At 58.8% G+C, this 17854-nt stretch carries 18 protein-coding genes and 1 tRNA gene; 8 read left to right on the top strand and 11 right to left on the bottom strand.

Annotated features, from left to right (window positions below; all coding sequences use genetic code 11):
• Positions 1-23: 23 nt before the first annotated feature.
• Positions 24-1355, bottom strand: a complete 1332-nt coding sequence (locus tag ACI3K0_RS08025; protein WP_183822536.1) for a glutamine synthetase family protein — start codon at positions 1353-1355, stop codon at positions 24-26.
• Between the two features lie 79 nt (positions 1356-1434).
• On the opposite strand from ACI3K0_RS08025, the gene ACI3K0_RS08030 reads away from it, so the two are divergent.
• Positions 1435-2817 (top strand): aspartate aminotransferase family protein, encoded by a 1383-nt coding sequence (locus ACI3K0_RS08030; RefSeq protein ID WP_404945229.1) that lies wholly within the window; start codon positions 1435-1437, stop codon positions 2815-2817.
• Positions 2818-2820: 3 nt separating this feature from the next.
• Here ACI3K0_RS08030 and ACI3K0_RS08035 read toward each other — a convergent pair whose 3' ends face one another.
• The 3 genes from ACI3K0_RS08035 to ACI3K0_RS08045 form a co-directional block, all read right to left on the bottom strand.
• Positions 2821-4362, bottom strand: coding sequence for an ArnT family glycosyltransferase (locus tag ACI3K0_RS08035; RefSeq protein WP_404945230.1), 1542 nt, complete (start codon positions 4360-4362; stop codon positions 2821-2823).
• A 32-nt stretch (positions 4363-4394) separates the two neighbouring features.
• Entirely contained in the window at positions 4395-5768 is a 1374-nt protein-coding gene (locus tag ACI3K0_RS08040) for an ArnT family glycosyltransferase (RefSeq protein ID WP_404945231.1), read from the bottom strand.
• Between the two features lie 121 nt (positions 5769-5889).
• Entirely contained in the window at positions 5890-6909 is a 1020-nt protein-coding gene (locus tag ACI3K0_RS08045) for a glycosyltransferase family 2 protein (RefSeq protein WP_183822528.1), read from the bottom strand.
• Positions 6910-7008: 99 nt separating this feature from the next.
• Between ACI3K0_RS08045 and ACI3K0_RS08050 the strand changes: the two genes are divergently transcribed.
• Positions 7009-7965: a lysylphosphatidylglycerol synthase domain-containing protein gene (locus tag ACI3K0_RS08050; RefSeq protein WP_404945232.1), complete on the top strand. Its 957-nt coding sequence runs from the start codon at positions 7009-7011 to the stop codon at positions 7963-7965.
• Positions 7966-7970: 5 nt separating this feature from the next.
• Here the strand turns inward: ACI3K0_RS08050 and ACI3K0_RS08055 are convergent, their stop codons facing one another.
• The 5 genes from ACI3K0_RS08055 to ACI3K0_RS08075 form a co-directional block, all read right to left on the bottom strand.
• On the bottom strand, positions 7971-8360 hold the full coding sequence (locus tag ACI3K0_RS08055) for a PIN domain nuclease (RefSeq protein WP_183822516.1): 390 nt from the start codon (positions 8358-8360) through the stop codon (positions 7971-7973).
• Positions 8357-8587: a type II toxin-antitoxin system VapB family antitoxin gene (locus ACI3K0_RS08060; RefSeq protein WP_183822514.1), complete on the bottom strand. Its 231-nt coding sequence runs from the start codon at positions 8585-8587 to the stop codon at positions 8357-8359. The genes ACI3K0_RS08055 and ACI3K0_RS08060 overlap by 4 nt, the downstream gene beginning before the upstream one ends.
• A 60-nt stretch (positions 8588-8647) precedes the next feature.
• Complete coding sequence (locus ACI3K0_RS08065; protein ID WP_183822512.1) at positions 8648-10150, bottom strand: AMP nucleosidase; 1503 nt, start codon at positions 10148-10150, stop codon at positions 8648-8650.
• 74 nt (positions 10151-10224) lie between these two features.
• A complete protein-coding gene (locus tag ACI3K0_RS08070) occupies positions 10225-10395 on the bottom strand; it encodes a hypothetical protein (protein ID WP_183685008.1) in 171 nt (56 codons plus the stop codon).
• Positions 10396-10583: 188 nt separating this feature from the next.
• Complete coding sequence (locus ACI3K0_RS08075; protein ID WP_183822510.1) at positions 10584-10922, bottom strand: DUF2147 domain-containing protein; 339 nt, start codon at positions 10920-10922, stop codon at positions 10584-10586.
• 497 nt (positions 10923-11419) lie between these two features.
• Between ACI3K0_RS08075 and ACI3K0_RS08080 the strand changes: the two genes are divergently transcribed.
• Positions 11420-11686: a sel1 repeat family protein gene (locus tag ACI3K0_RS08080; RefSeq protein ID WP_148145493.1), complete on the top strand. Its 267-nt coding sequence runs from the start codon at positions 11420-11422 to the stop codon at positions 11684-11686.
• 104 nt (positions 11687-11790) lie between these two features.
• Here the strand turns inward: ACI3K0_RS08080 and ACI3K0_RS08085 are convergent, their stop codons facing one another.
• Positions 11791-12912, bottom strand: a complete 1122-nt coding sequence (locus ACI3K0_RS08085) for a pyridoxal phosphate-dependent aminotransferase (RefSeq protein ID WP_404945233.1) — start codon at positions 12910-12912, stop codon at positions 11791-11793.
• Between the two features lie 203 nt (positions 12913-13115).
• Here ACI3K0_RS08085 and ACI3K0_RS08090 point away from each other — a divergent pair, with 203 nt between their 5' ends.
• The gene (locus tag ACI3K0_RS08090) at positions 13116-13397 is read left to right on the top strand and encodes a hypothetical protein (RefSeq protein ID WP_148145491.1); all 282 of its coding nucleotides are present in this window, start codon (positions 13116-13118) and stop codon (positions 13395-13397) included.
• A 42-nt stretch (positions 13398-13439) separates the two neighbouring features.
• Here ACI3K0_RS08090 and ACI3K0_RS08095 read toward each other — a convergent pair whose 3' ends face one another.
• Positions 13440-13796, bottom strand: a complete 357-nt coding sequence (locus tag ACI3K0_RS08095) for a hypothetical protein (protein ID WP_246435909.1) — start codon at positions 13794-13796, stop codon at positions 13440-13442.
• Positions 13797-14019: 223 nt separating this feature from the next.
• Between ACI3K0_RS08095 and ACI3K0_RS08100 the strand changes: the two genes are divergently transcribed.
• The 4 genes from ACI3K0_RS08100 to ACI3K0_RS08115 all read left to right on the top strand — a co-directional run bounded on the left by ACI3K0_RS08100 (position 14020) and on the right by ACI3K0_RS08115 (position 17854).
• The gene (locus ACI3K0_RS08100) at positions 14020-15237 is read left to right on the top strand and encodes an NAD(P)/FAD-dependent oxidoreductase (protein ID WP_404945292.1); all 1218 of its coding nucleotides are present in this window, start codon (positions 14020-14022) and stop codon (positions 15235-15237) included.
• Positions 15238-15295: 58 nt separating this feature from the next.
• Positions 15296-16096 carry an aldolase/citrate lyase family protein gene (locus ACI3K0_RS08105; RefSeq protein ID WP_404945234.1) on the top strand — a complete coding sequence of 267 codons (801 nt, stop codon included), beginning with the start codon at positions 15296-15298 and terminating at the stop codon, positions 16094-16096.
• A 133-nt stretch (positions 16097-16229) separates the two neighbouring features.
• Positions 16230-16320 (top strand) — tRNA-Ser (locus tag ACI3K0_RS08110).
• Between the two features lie 397 nt (positions 16321-16717).
• Entirely contained in the window at positions 16718-17854 is a 1137-nt protein-coding gene (locus ACI3K0_RS08115) for a porin (protein WP_404945235.1), read from the top strand.

Raw genomic sequence — 17854 nt, forward strand, 5'->3', positions numbered from 1 at the left:
CGCATTCCTTACCTGCTGCCGGGTCAAATCCTCGGCAGATAGGTCTGGTAATCGAAGTCGCTGACCGTGCGCAGATAGGTGATCGCCTCCTTGCGCTTCGTGTCGCCATAGAGCTTACGGTAACGCTCGCCGAACACATCGCTAATGAAGGGCGAGGCAGAGAAATCCTCTACGGCGGTCAGAAAATCATGAGTCAGCCGCTTCGTGCCTTCGGGCGGTTCCTGACCGGGTTCTGTTGCCGGACCGGGATCGAGCACCTCGTCCAGTCCCGCCAGCATGCCGCCTAAAATGGCCGTGAGCAGCAGATAGGGGTTGGCGTCGGCGCCTGCGACCCGGTGCTCCACGCGTGCAGCCGGCCCATTGGCGTCGGGAATTCGCACCGCCGTGCCGCGATGCCCGAAACCCCAGTCGATATCGACCGGCGCAAATGACCCCGGCTGGAAACGGCGATAGGAGTTGGCAAAGGGAGCAAAGATCAGCTGTGCATCGCGCATCGTCTTGAGCATGCCTGCCGTCACCGACTTCAGCTTCACCGGATCACCGCCCTTGGCATCCAGAATGTTGTTGCCGTCGCGGTCGATGATGCTGGCATGCACATGCAGGCCGGAGCCTGCCTGATCGCCATACGGCTTGGCCATGCAGGTGGATTTCATGCCGAACTTGCGCGCAGCCTGTTCGGCAATGCGCTTGAGATAGATGCAGTCATCGGCGGCGGCGAGCGCGTCCGCCCGGTGCAGGAGATTGATCTCGAACTGGCCGGGGCCGAATTCGGCTGTCGTCGCGTCAGCGGGAATATCCTGCAGCTTGGCCCAGTGGCGCACCGTCTGCAGGTACTCGTCAAGCGCGTCGACGGCGCTCATGTCATAGAGCTGGAACCCGTTCGGCTGGTCTCGGTACATCAGCTTTTCAGGCGGGCGAGGGCGGCCGGTCTCACGCCAGTCGTCCTGCATCACGTAAAATTCAAGTTCGGTCGCCACCACCGGTGTCAGCCCGCGTTCCTCGAAACGCTTCAGCAGGTTGGCGAGAATGGCGCGCGGGTCCATGAAGCTCGGAGAGCCATCCATCTCGTGCATGGTGGCCAGAACCTGTGTCGAGCCTTCAGGCCCCCATGGCATCGGCGCCGCACTGCGCGGGTCTGGAACGCACTGCCCGTCGGGGTCGCCGATCGTCAGCGACAGGCCGGTAATATCGTCATTGTCGTCGCCCCATATGTCGAGCGACTGGGTGGAGGAGGGCAGCCGAACAAGCCCGTCCCACACCTTCTTTTCCTTCGATTTCGGAATGCGTTTGCCGCGCAGATCCCCGTTCATGCCGACGAGCAGGATTTCGGTATGGGGCTCAATGCGATCGGTCATGAAGCATCATCTCTAAGGTTGCGGAACCTCGTTCGTAGCCGATAAGAATTGACCGCACAATCTTCAGGAGAGCGACGCGATGAACGACAAGCCGGCCATTTCCAATCCTGGCATTTCCAATCTTCAAGCCATCGATGCCGCCCACCACATCCACCCCTTCTCGGACATGAAGGAACTGAACGCCAAAGGCACGCGCATCATCGAACGCGCCGAGGGCGTCCATATCTACGATTCCACGGGGAAGAAATATCTCGATGCCTTTGCCGGGCTGTGGTGCGTCAATGTCGGTTACGGCCGCAAGTCGATCGCGGAGGCAGCCTACAGGCAGATGCAGGAACTGCCCTATTACAACACCTTCTTCGGCACCACGACGCCGCCGGCGACGCTGCTTGCACAGAAGATCGCTTCGAAGACCGGTGGAAGGATGAACCACGTCTTTTTCACCAATTCCGGCTCGGAAGCGACCGACACATGGTTCCGCATCTCCCGCGTCTACTGGAAGGCGCTCGGCAAGCCGGAAAAGACGCAGGTCATCGCCCGCAAGAACGCCTATCACGGCTCCACCGTCGCCGGCGCCTCGCTCGGTGGCATGAAGCACATGCACGAACAGGGCAACCTGCCGATCGAAGGCGTCCACCACATCGGCCAACCTTATTGGTATGCCGAAGGCGGCGATCTGACGCCTGCCGAATTCGGCCTGAAAATGGCCCGCGAACTCGACGCCAAGATAGATGAACTGGGCGAAGATCGCGTCGCCGCCTTCGTCGCCGAACCGATCCAGGGGGCAGGCGGTGTCATCATCCCGCCCGACACCTACTGGCCGGAAATCGCCCGCATCTGCAAGGCCCGCAACATCCTCCTGATCTCAGATGAAGTTATCTGCGGTTTCGGCCGTCTCGGCTCATGGTTCGGCTACCAGCATTTCGGCGTCGAGCCGGATCTCGCACCGATCGCCAAGGGCCTCTCCTCCGGTTATCTGCCGATCGGCGGCGTGCTGGTATCGGACCGTGTGGCTGAGGTAATGATCAGCGAATTCGGCGATTTCGCCCACGGCTATACATATTCCGGTCATCCGGTTGCCGCAGCAGCCGCGCTGGAAAACCTTCGCATCATCGAGGAGGAGGGGCTGGTCGGGCGGGTGCGCGACGATATCGGCCCGTATTTCGCCTCCGCCTGGAAAAGCCTCGAGGATCACCAGGTCGTCGGCCAGGCGGAAAGCATCGGCCTGATCGGCGGGCTTCAGCTGGCGGCCGATAAATCTACCCGCCGCCGCTACGCAAAGCCCGACGACATCGGCACGCTGGTGCGCAATCACTGCGTCGAGAACGGTCTGATCATGCGCGCCACCGGCGACCGCATGCTGGCCTCGCCGGCGCTGACGATCACGCGATCGGAGATTGACGAGGTGATCGAGAAGCTGGGCCAAGCACTCGATCATCTGCGCCATACGGTGAAGGAATAGATTTTAACGCGGCAGATCCATCACCGCATAACCGAAGCGGTACTGGTCCATCGGCCGGCCCCATTGATAGGGGTAGCCGACGATCGCGACATCCTGCGGTGCGGTGGTGATCCCTTGTTCAAGCAGATATCCGGAGAACTCCTTGTCGAAGGCGACCGGCATGCTGCCATCCTTCGTGCGCCAGACGAAAACGACCCGGTCGAAATCTGCAAGCGGCCGGTTTTTCAGTCCCGGCGGCGGCGGTTCCACGGCAACCGGCTGTTCGGGCAGGCTGAAATGCAGGTTGCCGGCAAGCTGCCTGTCCGAGGCGACGACGACCGTATCGGCGCCTGCGGCCTTTTCCGCCACGGTCTTTGAAAGAGCCGCGAATGGAATGTTCACATAGCCGTAATTGCCGTTGATGCGGCCCATATTGGCGCGAAGCGCCAGCGCCGCCGGGATCAGCACCATGATCACGATCGCCACGCCCCAGAGCCGCTTGAAACTCACCTCGACCGGGATTTTTGCTGCATCCACCTTCAGCGCGAGATAGAGCGGTGTGGCGAGCAGAAGTGGCGTCAGCCAGCGATCACGCACGTTCTCGAAACCGGCAAACAGGATCATCAGCACGATCAGCGCAAGCGAGAGCACGAGAATGCGGCCGACAAGCCGCGTCCAGCGACTATGAGCGCTAAAGATGGCTTTCAGGTGCTCGCGATAGACGGCTGCAAAGATGATCAGCGTAAGGGCTGTGAAACTGAAAAAGCCGATCGTCAGTGAGCCGAGGCCGCTGGCAATCCCGCCGATCAGCCCTGCATCGTCACCGCCGAGTTTCTTGAGCGTGCTCTGGCTCGCATCGCTGAAATTGTCGACAAGCCATAGCGCATGCGGTGCGACGATCGCCAGAGCCAGGACACCGGCGGGTATCAGCTTCCAAGAAAGCATCGTACGGCGGATGTCGCGGTCCATCAGCACGGCAAGTCCGGCGGCAACCGGCAGGACGGCAAAATTGTATTTCGTGATGCCACCGATGCCGATGGCAATGCCGAACAGCAGGAAGGCCTCGAGCGTTGGCCGGGAAATGACCCTCAGCAGGGTAAAAAGAAACAGGCATGCGCCGAAAATGGCAGCGACCGTATGTGAAAGGTCGCGCTGCGCCTCGAAGGATACCTGCGGAATGGTGAGAAGCCCGAGTGCGGCAACGACCGCCAGCCGCTTGTCTTCCAGCACCTGCCGTGCAGCGAGATAACAGAAGATGTAGGACAGGAAGAGCATCAGCGCCTTCATGCCCGAGAGAGTGATGATCGAGATGCCGAAAATCTGGATCGCGCCGTGCTGCAGCCAGTTATAGAAGGGCGGTTGCGCGCCATAGCCGGCAAGCAGCCATTGCGACAGATAGACCTGCTCGGACTCGTCGAGTTCCAGCCCGTGCGGAAGCACGAAGCGCACGATGACCTGGATAACGAAATAGGCGGCAAGCACCAGAGCAAGAGTTTGCCCGCTACCGAGCCGGTCGGAAAAAGCTGGTGCGGCATACGCCTGTGTCGGTGAGGAAATCTTCGGCAAATTTGTCTCCGGCATTCTGCCTTGACGGCTCGTCAGTTTTGACCTGACGGATCTGCGGTCCAAGCGTAGTTGAATTGTTCCGTGTCGCGCCCGCCCGAGAACGGGTAGGCAACCGCCATCGTTTTGGTGATGAGTGCGGCGGTGTCAATGCCGTTGGAGCGAAGAAACTCTCCAAGTGCGGGAGGCAGGTCCGGCCCATTGGCGCTATTCCAGATCACCAGTCCGCGGTTTTGCGGAGAGATGAACGTTCTGGAACGGGCAAATCCGGGTTGTGCTACTCCGGCTTGTGGGGCGTTGACCCGTGCCGCTGCGGCTAGCGTCATGCCGTCTGCCACGATGAAGTCCAGCGGGGTATCCGCCTCCGCCAGCACTTGGCGAACGAAAGGCACCGAAGGAAAACTGTCCTTCTGGTATTTGCCGTGGAGTGGCCCAAGCAAATTGCCGGCTGTCAGGTAGAGCAGGAAACCAAACATCAGTATCGATGTTGGCACAGCCAGAACTGCGACCGCATGGGGATGTCGATCGAAGCCGCCTGCGGCTTCGATCTTCAGGCAGAGATAAACCGGCAGGAGCAGCAGAAAGGGTGACAACCATTTCTGGCTGATCTTCGTCGCCCCCATAACAAAGGAAATCAGGCCGACAATCAAAAGACAGAGCAGAAACATCCGGCCGATCGCACGCGTCCAGACCGTTCCCGCCCGCCTGCCGGCCCAGATCTCACGACCAAAGGCAATTGCCATGAAAATGATGAGTGGAAGTGCGCCCTCTACGGCTGAGGTGACCAGCGAAATCAGGCCTTCCAGGCGATCGGCGATGAAATTCCCCGAAGGACCATCGCGCATCTCGTCGATCGTATCGGTGGTGGCCGCGTCGATGTTGTTGAGGAACCAGAGTGCATGCGGCATGCAGATGAGCCCCGCAACCAGGATGGTTGCGATCAGCCTACGGTCGAACAGGCGGCGGCGCAGGTCCGGATCAGGCAGAATAGCGAGAATTGCTGCGATCGGAACGACTACGAAATTGTATTTCGAGATCACCCCGATGCCTATTGCAAACCCCGTCAGCGCATATCGCCAGAGCGTGGGCTGTTTCAGCGCGCCGATGAAGCCGTAGAGAAACAGGGAGACGCAGAAAAGCAACGCCACCGCATGACTGAGATCACGCTGAGACAGAACCGAGACCGCTGGAAGGGCCAGCACGCCAAGCATGGCCGCCGCCACGACATCTTTCCGGTCACTGACCTGCCTGACCGCAAGACCGATAAATACACAGGAGAGAAACAGGAGGCTGTTCTTCAGCAGTGTCAGCGCCAGAACCGAGGGACCGATCAGATGGATTACGCCGTACTGAAGCCAGTTGTAGAACGGCGGCTGTCGCCCGTAGCCCAGGAGCAGAAATTGCGACATGAAGATCTGCTCGGACTCGTCCGCTTGCAGGCCTTCGGTCCGCAATACCCTCAGCACGATTGCGGCCAGGCAATAGGCCGCAATCAGCCAAAGAACACGCTCCGGTTTCCGGGTTAGGATATCACACGGCCGGTGCATCAGCCTGATAGACTTCCCTGACGATGTAGCTGAGGGCGCTATCCTCGCGGTAGTAGGTGCGAGCTATCATTTCCGCGATAATACCTGTCGTGATCATCTGTACGGACGAGAGGAACAGCATCACGCCGATCAGGAACAGCGGTCGCGTGCCGATGTCGTTGCCCATGATGAACTTGTCTATGAACAGGTAGAACAGGATCAGTGCCGAGATCGCGCCGAGGCCAAGGCCGAGCGAACCGAAGAAATGTCCCGGCCGCGCCTTGAAGCGCATGAAAAACATCACCGACAGGAGGTCAAGAATAACCCGGAACGTCCGGGAAATGCCGTATTTTGATACACCGTGCTGGCGGGCGTGGTGCGTTACCGGCATTTCGCCGATGCGCGAGCTCGGTACGACACCGGCGACCCAGGCAGGGATGAAACGGTGCATTTCGCCCATCAGCTTCACCTGCTTGATGACCGTCGAACGGTAGATCTTCAGCGAGCAGCCGTAATCGTGGAGGCGCACGCCGGTGATGCGGCCTATCAGCCGATTGGCGATGAAGGATGGAACCTTGCGCAAAAGCAGGCCGTCCTGGCGGTTTTGGCGCCAGCCGACGAGCAGATCGAGTTCACGGCGCTCAAGTTCAGCGACCATCGCAGGGATGTCCTTTGGATCGTTCTGCAGGTCTCCATCGAGCGTGGCGATAAGCCGGCCCTCAGCCTGGTTGATGCCTGCCTGCATGGCGGCCGTCTGGCCGAAATTGCGCTGCAAAGCAACGATCTTCAGGTCGAGGCCGGGGCGATTGAGCGCAGTTCGGGCATTGGCGATCGTGGCATCCGTGCTGCCGTCATCGACCAGGATCAGCTCCCATGAGGCTGCATAACCGGCCATCGACGTCACGATCCGCTCGATCAGGGGCTTGACGCTTTCCTCTTCATTGAAAAGCGGCACGACCAGCGACAGTTCGACCGGGCTGGTCGTCTCGATGAGGCGGGTGACCGACTCTGCTGTTGTACCCACCGTGTGTTTCTCCTAGAAGTGCGGGCTTATACGGGCGGCGCGCCATGGCGCAGCATCGTCGCATAGACCCGAATTTATCGCATTGGGGCCACTTACTATATGAAGAATTATTCCGTTGCCAGCCAGAGAGCGTGGATAATTCGTAACGCCATGACGCTGCTGACGCTGGCGACCGTCGCGCTTTATGCAATCTTCATACAGTGGGTTTGGGGCTGGGCGACCGTGCTGGCTCTATGGAAAAGTGCCGGCCTCGGTTCGGCTTTTCTCGCGCTTGCCGCACTGCTTGGCACCTATGTCCTGCGCACCTGGCGTATCTATGATTATTTTCCGACAGAGACCGGCGGCCGCTTCGGAACGCTGCTGCGCCTCACCCAGGTGCACAATCTTTTGAACATCATGCTGCCCTTCCGTTCGGGCGAGGCAAGCTTTCCGCTGCTGATGAAACGCGAATTCGATCTGTCGCTGGCAAGAAGCACCGCCGCTCTTTTCGTTATGCGGCTTTTCGATCTTCATGCTCTGCTTGCTGCAGCCGGCATCGGACTGGTCCTGCAGCATCATTCGTCATGGGCCTGGGCGCTCTGGTTCGGCTTCCTTGTCCTGCCGGTCGCAGGTTTTGTCCTGCGCGGCATCGGCATTCGGTTTGCTGCAAGGGTACTGCCGGCAAAGGCGGAAAGATTGCTTGCCGAAGTCGAAGCAGGCCTTCCCGTCGATGCCGCAGCCTTTGCGAGGGCCTGGGGCGCAACGCTGATCAACTGGTTCACCAAGATCGCAGTCCTTGCCTGGGTGCTTGGCCTGCTCGGCGGCGTTTCGATGGCACCCGGTTTCGGCGGCGCGCTCGGCGGGGAACTGTCCTCCGTCCTGCCGGTCCATGCGCCCGCCGGTGTCGGAACCTATCCCGCCGGCATCAGCGCCGGTGCCGTCGCCTTCGGCGCAGCAGCCTCGGGGCCTGCTTTCGAAGACCTCGCTCAGGCTGCTGTCAACACCCACCTGCTCGTCATCGTCTCTTCGCTGATCGGCACGGCGCTGTCGCTGTTTGCTGCGAGAGGGAAGGGGTAAAGGGATCAGGCTAATTTTAGCCCGAGGTGTTCGGCCATCGGCAAGTAGTCCTTGTCTCGCTGTAGCTGAGTATATCCGTTTTCTATGCAATAGGTTCCGATGATGAGATCGGGCGCCTTGCTTGTCGTGAAGCCGCGGGCGCGCGGGGTCCTGTAGTTTGACGCTGCCTTGATTGCCAGTTCGCCGGATAACATCTGCGGGATGGGGAAATCCCTGAGGTGCTGTTCTATCCAGCGGGCCTGATGACTATCCCGTGCCCCCTGAAGCACTTCCTTCAGGATGACGTCGCCGAGCAGGACAACTCCGCGCGGTATGAGTGATCTGAGCGTGGAGGCAACCTCGGCATCATCTTTTCGAAAGAGCGATATCCAGACGGAGCTATCCGCGACGATCATTCGCCCTCCTGAAAGCCCCAGCTCGAATATCTAACGGAATTCTCTCTTGAGGCGTCAAGGTCGCATTCCCAGCCGATACCCTCGAGATTGTCGATCGCGCGCAATTGCCTCTTGATCCGCACGAAATCTCTCCGCGCCTGATCAACTGCGGCCTTCTTGGTAGGCAAGCCCCCAAGTTCCATGGCCTCGGCGATAAGGTCGTCATCCAATTCGATATTGGCGCGCATGCTGACCCCATGGTGTATGAATTTTGAAATCATACACCATGGGCATGGTGGCTGGAATTATTACTGGAACGCCGTCTCGTAGAAGCTTCTGAGCTTACGGGAATGCAGCGTTTCGGTCGGCATGGCGGCGAGCTTCTGCACGGCGCGGATGCCGATCTGCAGATGCTGGCTGACCTGTGTGCGATAGAAGGCGGTCGCCATGCCCGGCAGTTTCAGTTCGCCATGCAGCGGACGGTCGGAAACGCAAAGCAGCGTTCCGTATGGCACGCGGAAACGGAAGCCGTTGGCCGCGATTGTCGCCGATTCCATATCGAGTGCGATAGCGCGCGACTGGGACAGCCGCTTCACCGGCCCGCGCTGGTCGCGCAGTTCCCAGTTGCGGTTGTCGATCGTCGCGACCGTGCCTGTGCGCATGATCCGCTTCAGCTCGAAACCTTCATAACCGGTCACTTCCTCGACGGCGCTTTCCAGCGCCTGCTGAACTTCCGCCAGCGCCGGGATCGGCACCCACACCGGCAGGTCGTCGTCCAGCACATGGTCCTCGCGCACATAGGCATGGGCAAGCACATAGTCACCGAGACGCTGGCTGTTGCGAAGCCCGGCGCAATGGCCAACCATCAACCAGGCATGCGGCCGCAGCACGGCGATATGATCGGTGGCGGTCTTGGCGTTCGAAGGGCCGACGCCGATATTGACCAGCGTGATGCCGGAATGGTCGTCCTTCTTCAGGTGGTAGGCCGGCATCTGCGGCATGCGGGTAATCGGCGTCGTCTCCGGCGTATCCTTGCCGGCAAGCGTGATGACATTGCCCGGTTCGACGAAGGCCGTGTAGCCACCGCCACCCTCGGCCATCAGCTTGCGGGCCCAGGCGGCAAATTCGTCGATATAGAACTGGTAGTTGGTGAACAGCACGAAGTTCTGGAAATGCTCGGCACCCGTGGCCGTATAGTGGCTGAGGCGAGCCAGAGAATAATCGATGCGCTGTGCGGTAAACGGTGCAAGCGGCGCCGGTTCTCCCGCCGGAGCTTCATATTCGCCATTGGCGATCAGATCATCGGTATTGGTGAGATCCGGCGTGTCGAACAGGTCGCGCATCGGTATATCGGCCATCGCGTGACCGGCCGAAGCTTCCACATGAGCGCCTTCGCCGAATGCGAAATGCAGCGGGATGGGCGTAGTCGATTCCGACACGGTGACGGGAATGCCGTGATTGCGCATCAACAGATCCAGCTGTTCGATCAGGTAATGGCGGAACAGTTTTGGCCGCGTCACGGTCGTCGTGTAGATGCCGGGGGCCGCGACATGGCCGTAGGAAAGCCGCGAATCGGCATGGCCGAACGAGGTCGTTTCGATCGAGACCTGCGGATAGAAGGCGCGATAACGGCCGGTCATCGTGCCGCTCTTGGCCAGCGCGCCAAAACTGTCGATCAGGAATTTCGTATTACGCTCATAAAGCGCGGTCAGGGCATCGACAGCCGCCTCGGCATTGTCGAAAGCCTGCGGTTCCACCGCGCTCGGGCTGATGTAGGAAAGCGGAGAAAAGGGAGAGATTCGTGTGTTCATGAGCCATTATAAGGAGAACTCCATGACAATCAAACGGCGATCATCGTCCCACTTTTTAGCTTGATTGTGCCTCTTCAAAGCGTGGCAACGCATTCGCCGCTGTTGGAGTAGACACACAGGCTGCCCGTGTTGATGTTGAAGCCCAACGGTCGCTTGGACGGTTGCACGGCAAGTGCGGCAAAGGACAATGCGAAGATCGTCATCATCAAGGTGACGATGGTCAGGCGGCGTGCAATGGTCATCATGATCCTGCTCCCGTAATGTCAGGTTCCGATCGGTTCCTGGCTGAATGAGGGCAGAATAATGGCGACCGGCTGTATGAAGGCTGAGAGCCCTTTTCATCTGGCGTTCAGGGTGATTAACGGGCCGGGCTCCAGATTCCGGGTAGAAAAAAGCCGGCTGTGACAGCCGGCTTCGTATCGGGGGATTAAGGTTAGAGCCGCGTCCATGTCTGCGACTTGCACAGAACCTTCAGCACGCAGCCCTTCATCTTCAGCGTATTGCCGGCAACGGAGCCGGAGCCGCTATAGGTCTTGTCGTTTTCTGGGTCGGTGATCTCGCCGGAATATTCGTCGCCGGTGCCGGACATTTTTCCGATCTGCTTGCCGGCATGTTTGCCGGTTCTCAGCGTTACGCAATAAGCCGATCCGCATTTGCCGATCTCGGCGGTCGCGCCACTCTGGGTCTTCCAGTTGCCCTCGATCGGCTCCGCGGCGTGGCCCGCCGCAGCACTCACCAGCAATGCCGCCGCCGCGGCAAAAGTCTTCAGCATGAGATCCCTCCTCAGATCCTCGTTATTGCGGCGTTCGACAGCCCTCCAGCAATCGACGCCCCGTGTCTAAATTAGCTTACCAGTACGTAAAGGTAAAGTTGCGGAGTGCTGGTAGTAGGCCCGTTTTTCAGATGTTTTCAGCTGACTGGGTGGCGGGCGACTTTCTCTTTCCTGAAACGGAAGCGGAAAACATGGTTAACAAAGAGTTTCGATCGAAATCCTAACGTTTCGTAAACGAAAGCCGAAAACCCTTAACGTGCAGGCATTGTAGTGCTTAACGAAAACTCAAATTTACGAAGCATTTGAACTTTGTTTTCCGCAAGTTAAGCATTCTTTTTAGTCGGATTTTCGAACCTTGGGATCATATTGGTCTCATCAAACGAGCGGGAAAAACCGCCACCCTGATGGATTAACAAAGCCGCATAAGACGGTGGTCCGGAAGGGAATGATGAACAGGGCAGAAGAAGAAACAAGGTCTTAAACAGGGATCAAAACCGATGGCACGCTTTGAAATTTCGATGACTGAAATGGCCACCATGGGTGGCGATGCCCGCGCAGAAGTCTTCTGCGATATGGGCCTGATGTATGCAACGGGCCGCGGGGTCGAAATCGACCTCGTGTCCGCCCACAAATGGCTGAACATTGCCGCCATCAAGGGCTCCGACCGCGCCGCCGAACTGCGTGCCGATCTGACCCCGCAGTTGACGAAGATGCAGCTTGCGGAAGCATTGCGCGCCGCCCGCGAATGGATGACGGTGCACTGAGCAGAACCACTTCGCAGAAGAGCCTGCACTTATCCGGCTTTTCGTAATCAAACCGCGACCGGCAGAGACAAGGCCGGCGCGGTTTTGCCTGGTTCCTATTCAGCTCAGAGCGATTTCAAAACCTGAGGCAACGCGGCCTCCAGAAGCGCCATGTCGGGCTCTTTTCCGGCGCTGATGCGGATGCAGCGGTTGAGAGGCTCGACACCCGGCATGCGAATGAAGACGCCGTGGCCCAAAAGTCCATCGACAATCGCGCGGGCGTAAGCCGCATCGCGTCCGCAATCGATCGCGACGAAATTGGTGGCCGAAGGCAGCGCCTTGAGACCGTTGGCGGCCGCGATCGCTCCAATGCGCTCGCGCGATGCCTTGATGTTGCCGACGACTTGCTTGAGATAGCCCGTGTCTTTCAGGGCCGCGATTGCGCCTGCAACGGCTATCCTGTTCATGCCGAAATGGTTGCGGATCTTGTCGAACGCTTTCGCAGTGCCTTCTGTCGTGATCGCGTAACCGACGCGTGCGCCAGCCATTCCATAAGCCTTCGAGAACGTGCGCGTGCGGATGACGTTCGGCATGTCGATCAACGCCTCGATCGACGGCGTCGAGCTTGCCGGTGCCGTTTCGCAATAGGCCTCGTCGAGCACGAGAAGCGTGGTTTCCGGCAGTGCCTTTGCAAAGGCCACGACCTCATCGGCCTCCCACCAGCTGCCCATCGGATTGTCCGGATTGGCGAAATAGACCAGCGGCGCATTTTCCCGGCGCACGGCGTCGAGCAGCCCGTTCAGGTCTTCCCGGTCGTTCACGTAAGGCGTGGTGACCAGTCGGCCACCAAAACCGGCGACGTGGAAATTGAAGGTCGGATAACCGCCGAAGGAATTCACCACCGGCATAGGCGTTGCCGCTGCCGGGTCGATGACGAGCCGCACGATCTGGCCGAGAAGGCTGTCGACCCCTTCGCCGATCGCCAGATTTTCCGGCTTGCAGTTGAGATGGGCAGCAAGCGCCGCCTTGAGGTCGAAATTTTCCGGATCGGCATATTTCCAGATGCCCGTCGCGGCTTCCGTCATGGCTGCAATTACGGATGGCGCCGGGCCGAAGCCGTTTTCATTGGCGCCGATGCGCGCCTTGACGACCGCACCGCTCTTTCGCTCCAGCGCTTCCGGGCCGACAAAGGGCACGGTCGAGGGCAGTGAATTGATCAGTGGAGTAAAACGAGAAAATGCAGGCATGTGGGATAAGTCCGGTTGAAAGCCGAGACACAATAGAAAGCTTTCGCTGCTGTGCAAGGGTAGGAGTTTGACCGGCAGCCTTCCGGACGACGATTCGCGGAATGCCGGACACCTCGATGCATCCTGAGGTTTTGTGATCCGGAATATGCAATTTTAGGAATTGCTGAAGCGAGCAATCAATCTTTTCCGCCCATCTTCGTGGTATGAGCAAATTCGTGCTGATTGTTCTTGGAGCCGCGACCGCGAGTTTCCTCGCCACGGGCGGGCATACGCTGCTTCCGGGCATTCCCCGTTACGTCGAGGCGAATATCGGCACCTCATGCCGGATCAAGGGCAATATCTCGATCAACTCCGGTGAGCGCATTTATCATGTGCCCGGCCAGGAATATTACGATGAAACCAGGATCAGCGCTCAATATGGTGAGCGCTGGTTCTGCTCCGAGGCGGATGCCCAAGCGGCTGGATGGCGCCGAGCGCGGCGCTGATTTTTGCCGGAACCGCCTGCGGCACCAACTCCGTATTCCGACTCAGTGGCTCGTCTCGAAGCTCAGCCGAATGACATGGTGGAGGAATTCGGGGTTGATCAGCATGTTGAAGCCGACCGTCACCTTCTCCTCTTCGCGCGCCATGACCGTGCAGCCGATCTCGTCGCGTATGCCCAGGATGGCGAGGAAGAAATGAGACGGCACCGGAATGTGCGGGGTGACCTCAAGCTCGGCTCCCTGCAGAGAGATCGTACGGATCAGGCAGCGAATACTCGTCTTAGTGCTTAAATGGTGTTCGACGAGCACGATCTTACCCGGCCGATCAATCGTGAATTTTTCAAAGACACGGCGCAGGCCCGCCGGTTCTTGCGTGTTGGTCCCGTCCATCAATGGGGCCATGGTATCCTCCTGACTTGTCCCGCGAATATGATTTTATTCCTGCAACTCTGATGCATTCTAAAGTTGATTGGTAAATTTTTCTCGATCTATGGTGTCCTTATCCGCCTCATTCCGCTCACTGGACACAATGTCGCGTTGTTGACGCCCACGCGTCGCGACGATACGCCTTTGCGGCCGTTCGAGGTGCTATCTCTTGGCGGTCGAACAGGAATGGAGCGAGCAAGTGACAGGCAGGCTGGTAATCGTCGGGGCAGGGCAGGCGGGCTTTGCGCTTGCGGCGAAACTTCGGGCATTGAAGGATACACGGCCCATCACGATGATCGGCGCTGAAGAGGTTTATCCCTACCAGCGGCCGCCGCTTTCCAAGAAATACCTTCTCGGCGAGATGAGTTTCGATCGCCTGACCTTTCGCCCGGATAACTGGTTTGCCGAAAACGACGTGCAAGTCCGGCTCTCCACCTATGTCGAGGAAATCGACCGCGAGAAAAAGACCGTCCGCATGCAGGATGGTTCGGTTCTCGAATATGAAACCCTGGCGCTGACGACGGGCTCCACCCCGCGTACCTTGCCCGCCAGCATCGGCGGCGAATTTAAGGGTGTATATACTGTCCGCGACAAGCGTGACGCGGATCAGCTGGCCGATGAAATGAAGGCCGGTCGTCGCCTGCTGATCATCGGTGGCGGTTATATCGGGCTGGAAGCGGCGGCCGTTGCACGCCATCTCGGTCTCGACGTAACGCTGATCGAAATGGCCGACCGTATACTCGCCCGTGTTGCCTCGAAGGAGACCGCAGACATCATGCGCGCGATACATAAAGAGCGCGGTGTCGTGATTCGCGAAAAGACCGGCCTTACCCGCCTGATCGGCGAGGATGACCAAGTACGTGCCGCCGAACTTTCCGATGGCACGGTCATTAATGTGGATTTTGTCATCGTCGGCATCGGTGTCACCCCGAACGACCGTCTGGCGCAGGATTGCGGCCTCGATGTCGGCAACGGCATCATCGTCGACGAATTTGCCCGCACCTCCGACCCGTCGATCTTCGCCATGGGCGATTGCGCCCTGTTGCCTTGGGAAGAGGGGCGCATTCGCCTAGAATCGGTACAGAACGCCGTCGACCAGGCCGAATCTGTTGCCGCGACACTTGCCGGCGACGCTAGGCCCTATTTGCCAAAACCATGGTTCTGGTCCGACCAGTACGATGTGAAGCTGCAGATCGCCGGCTTTAATCTCGGCTATGACGAGACGCTGGTGCGCGCAGGCAGCCGCGAGGGAGCCGTCTCGGTCTGGTATTTCCGGAACGGCATGCTGATTGCTGTCGATGCGATCAATGATGCGAAGGCCTATGTAACCGGCAAGAAGATGCTGGAAACCGGCATCAACCCGGACAGGTCCCGCCTGGCCGATCCGGCCACGGATCTCAAATTGCTGTTATCTTGATTATATATGGTCTGCATTTCGCGGCCGGGATTTATGACGAAAAGGCATAGGAGGAGAAATGCCGGTACCGAAGAATGACTTCAAGGCTGCGATCAGTGCCGGCCGCCAGCAGATTGGCCTGTGGCTGAACACCGGCGAGGCGCTTCCGGCGGAGATTGCTGCAAGCGCGGGCTTCGACTGGCTGGTGATCGATTCGGAACACGGGCCGAATGATCTGCGCAGCATTATCGCCCAGTTACGGGCGCTGGCTCCCTTTGCCGTCGAACCCGTCGTGCGCCCGCCTTCAGGCGAGACATGGTTCATCAAGCAGTTGCTGGATGCCGGTGCGCGAACGCTCCTCATTCCCATGGTCGATTCGCCCGAACAGGCCAAAGCGCTGGTCCAGGCCGTGCGTTATCCGCCGCGCGGCACGCGCGGGCTCGGTGCCGCCGTCGCACGCGCTTCGGGTTTTAATGCTATTTCCGATTATGCGCAGACAGCCGATGACGAGATCTGCTTGCTGGTTCAGGCCGAAACGCGTGTCGCCATCGACAATATCGAGGCGATTGCCGCGATAGACGGCGTTGACGGCGTCTTCATCGGCCCGGCGGATCTCTCAGCCGACTTGGGTTGCCTCGGCCGAATCGAGGCGCCGGAAGTGCAGGACGTCATCGAATCGGCGATCGGCCGAATCATCGCCGCCGGCAAGCCCGCAGGCATCCTGACCTTCAACGAAACCCTCAATCGTCGTTACCTCGAACTCGGTGCAAGCTTTGTTGCCGTTGGCGCAGACGTCACCGAGCTTGCCGCAACGCTGAAAAAACTTGCCGGCCGTTACGGGCGCGGCCCGGGCGCAGGCCCGGCAGGCTCGGGTTATTGAGCCGCCAATCTCGTGGATTCGTCCGCTCCGCGCCGAAATAATGCTGCGGCTGGGGTTCATCCCCAGCCTGCGACGCCACTTTTTGCTAAAAGACCTTGCATTCGGGATTTATCCGCAATAATCAGGCCGCACCGGAGAGGTGGCCGAGTGGTCGAAGGCGCTCCCCTGCTAAGGGAGTATACGTCAAAAGCGTATCGTGGGTTCGAATCCCATCCTCTCCGCCACTATCCTTCATGAAATCGCTGGATCATTAGCGTGAGCGCACGAAGCGCCTGCGAGTTATGCCTGTTGCCTGTCGGCAACATTCTCGCAAAGCTACGTATTCGAATGTGACCTTTCCTTAAGTTGCTGTCTCAAAACCGTTTTCTTAACGAAAACTAAATTTTTAATGACCGCGGACTGCGGTTTTGTGTCCTTTCGGCAACATGGTTTTGGGAAGCTGCCTTGAAACTCTCGCTCATCCCCAGTTCGGCATTGCGCAGCTCACGGCGATTTGTATTTTCAACTCCGAAGCGCGGCGGTGGTTCGTCAGCTTTCAAACACGGGGATGGGCCCAAGGAATTTTTGTCCTTCGGTAAATCAAGACCTAGACCCATACGTAACTTTGACTGGAGGTCAAAAATGAACATCAAGAGCCTTCTTCTCGGCTCCGCTGCTGCCCTCGCAGCAGTTTCTGGCGCACAGGCTGCCGACGCAATCGTGGCTGCTGAGCCCGAGCCGCTGGAATACGTTCGCGTTTGCGACGCTTTCGGCACCGGCTACTTCTACATCCCGGGCACCGAAACCTGCCTCAAGATCGGTGGTTACGTCCGCGTTCAGGTTGACGGCCGTTCGGACTTCGATCTGACCGGTGCACAGGGCGGTTACCGCACCAACACCCGCGGCCAGATCGCTGTTGAAGCAAAGAACGACACCGAGTTCGGCACGCTGTCCTCGAAGGTTACCCTTCGCGCAAACACCAACGTTTCGAACAGCTATTCGGTTACCGTTCCTACCGAAACGGCTCCGGGCGTGATTGAAGACGTTACCTACAGCGTTTCGCAGGCTAACAACGACTTCTACCTGGAAGAAACCTACCTGCAGCTCGGCGGTCTTCGCGTTGGTTACTTCTACAACTACTTCGATAACGGCCTTCCGGGCGAAACCGTTCTTTCTGACGGCGGCCCTGGCTTCGGTGGCGGCGGCTTCGGCGGCGACACGCTCAACAACTCCATCCGTTACACCTACGACGCTGGTTCGTTCTCGGTTTACGGTCAGGTTGACGCGTTCAACTCGCAGGCTGGTTGGAAGACCGACAACGGTTCTGACGACGAAATCGGCATCAACGGCGTTGTTACCGGCAAGTTCGGTGGCGTAACCGTCGACTTCTTCGCCGGTTATGACTTCGATCGTGAAGAAGCTGCCTTCGCTTCCACGCTGACGGCTGCTATCGGCCCGGGTTCGCTCGGCGTCTTCGCCGCCTACGCAACCGGTGTTAACCGTTACTTCGACTTCGCTGAATGGACGATCGGCGCTGAATACGCCATCAAGGTCACCGACAAGTTCTCGGTTGCTCCTGGCGTTCAGTACTGGGACAACATCACTGTTGTTGACGGCGACTTCGATGCTGGTGACGCATGGCGCGTTGGTGTAACGGCTGATTACAAAATCACCACCAACCTCGCTGCTAAGGCAACCATCAACTACACCGACGTAGACTCCGGTACGGACTCTGCTGATCGTTGGGACGGCTTCCTCCGTCTGCAGCGCTCTTTCTAA

Source organism: Rhizobium sp. ZW T2_16 (genome assembly GCF_044987325.1).
Classification (GTDB): domain Bacteria; phylum Pseudomonadota; class Alphaproteobacteria; order Rhizobiales; family Rhizobiaceae; genus Neorhizobium; species Neorhizobium cellulosilyticum.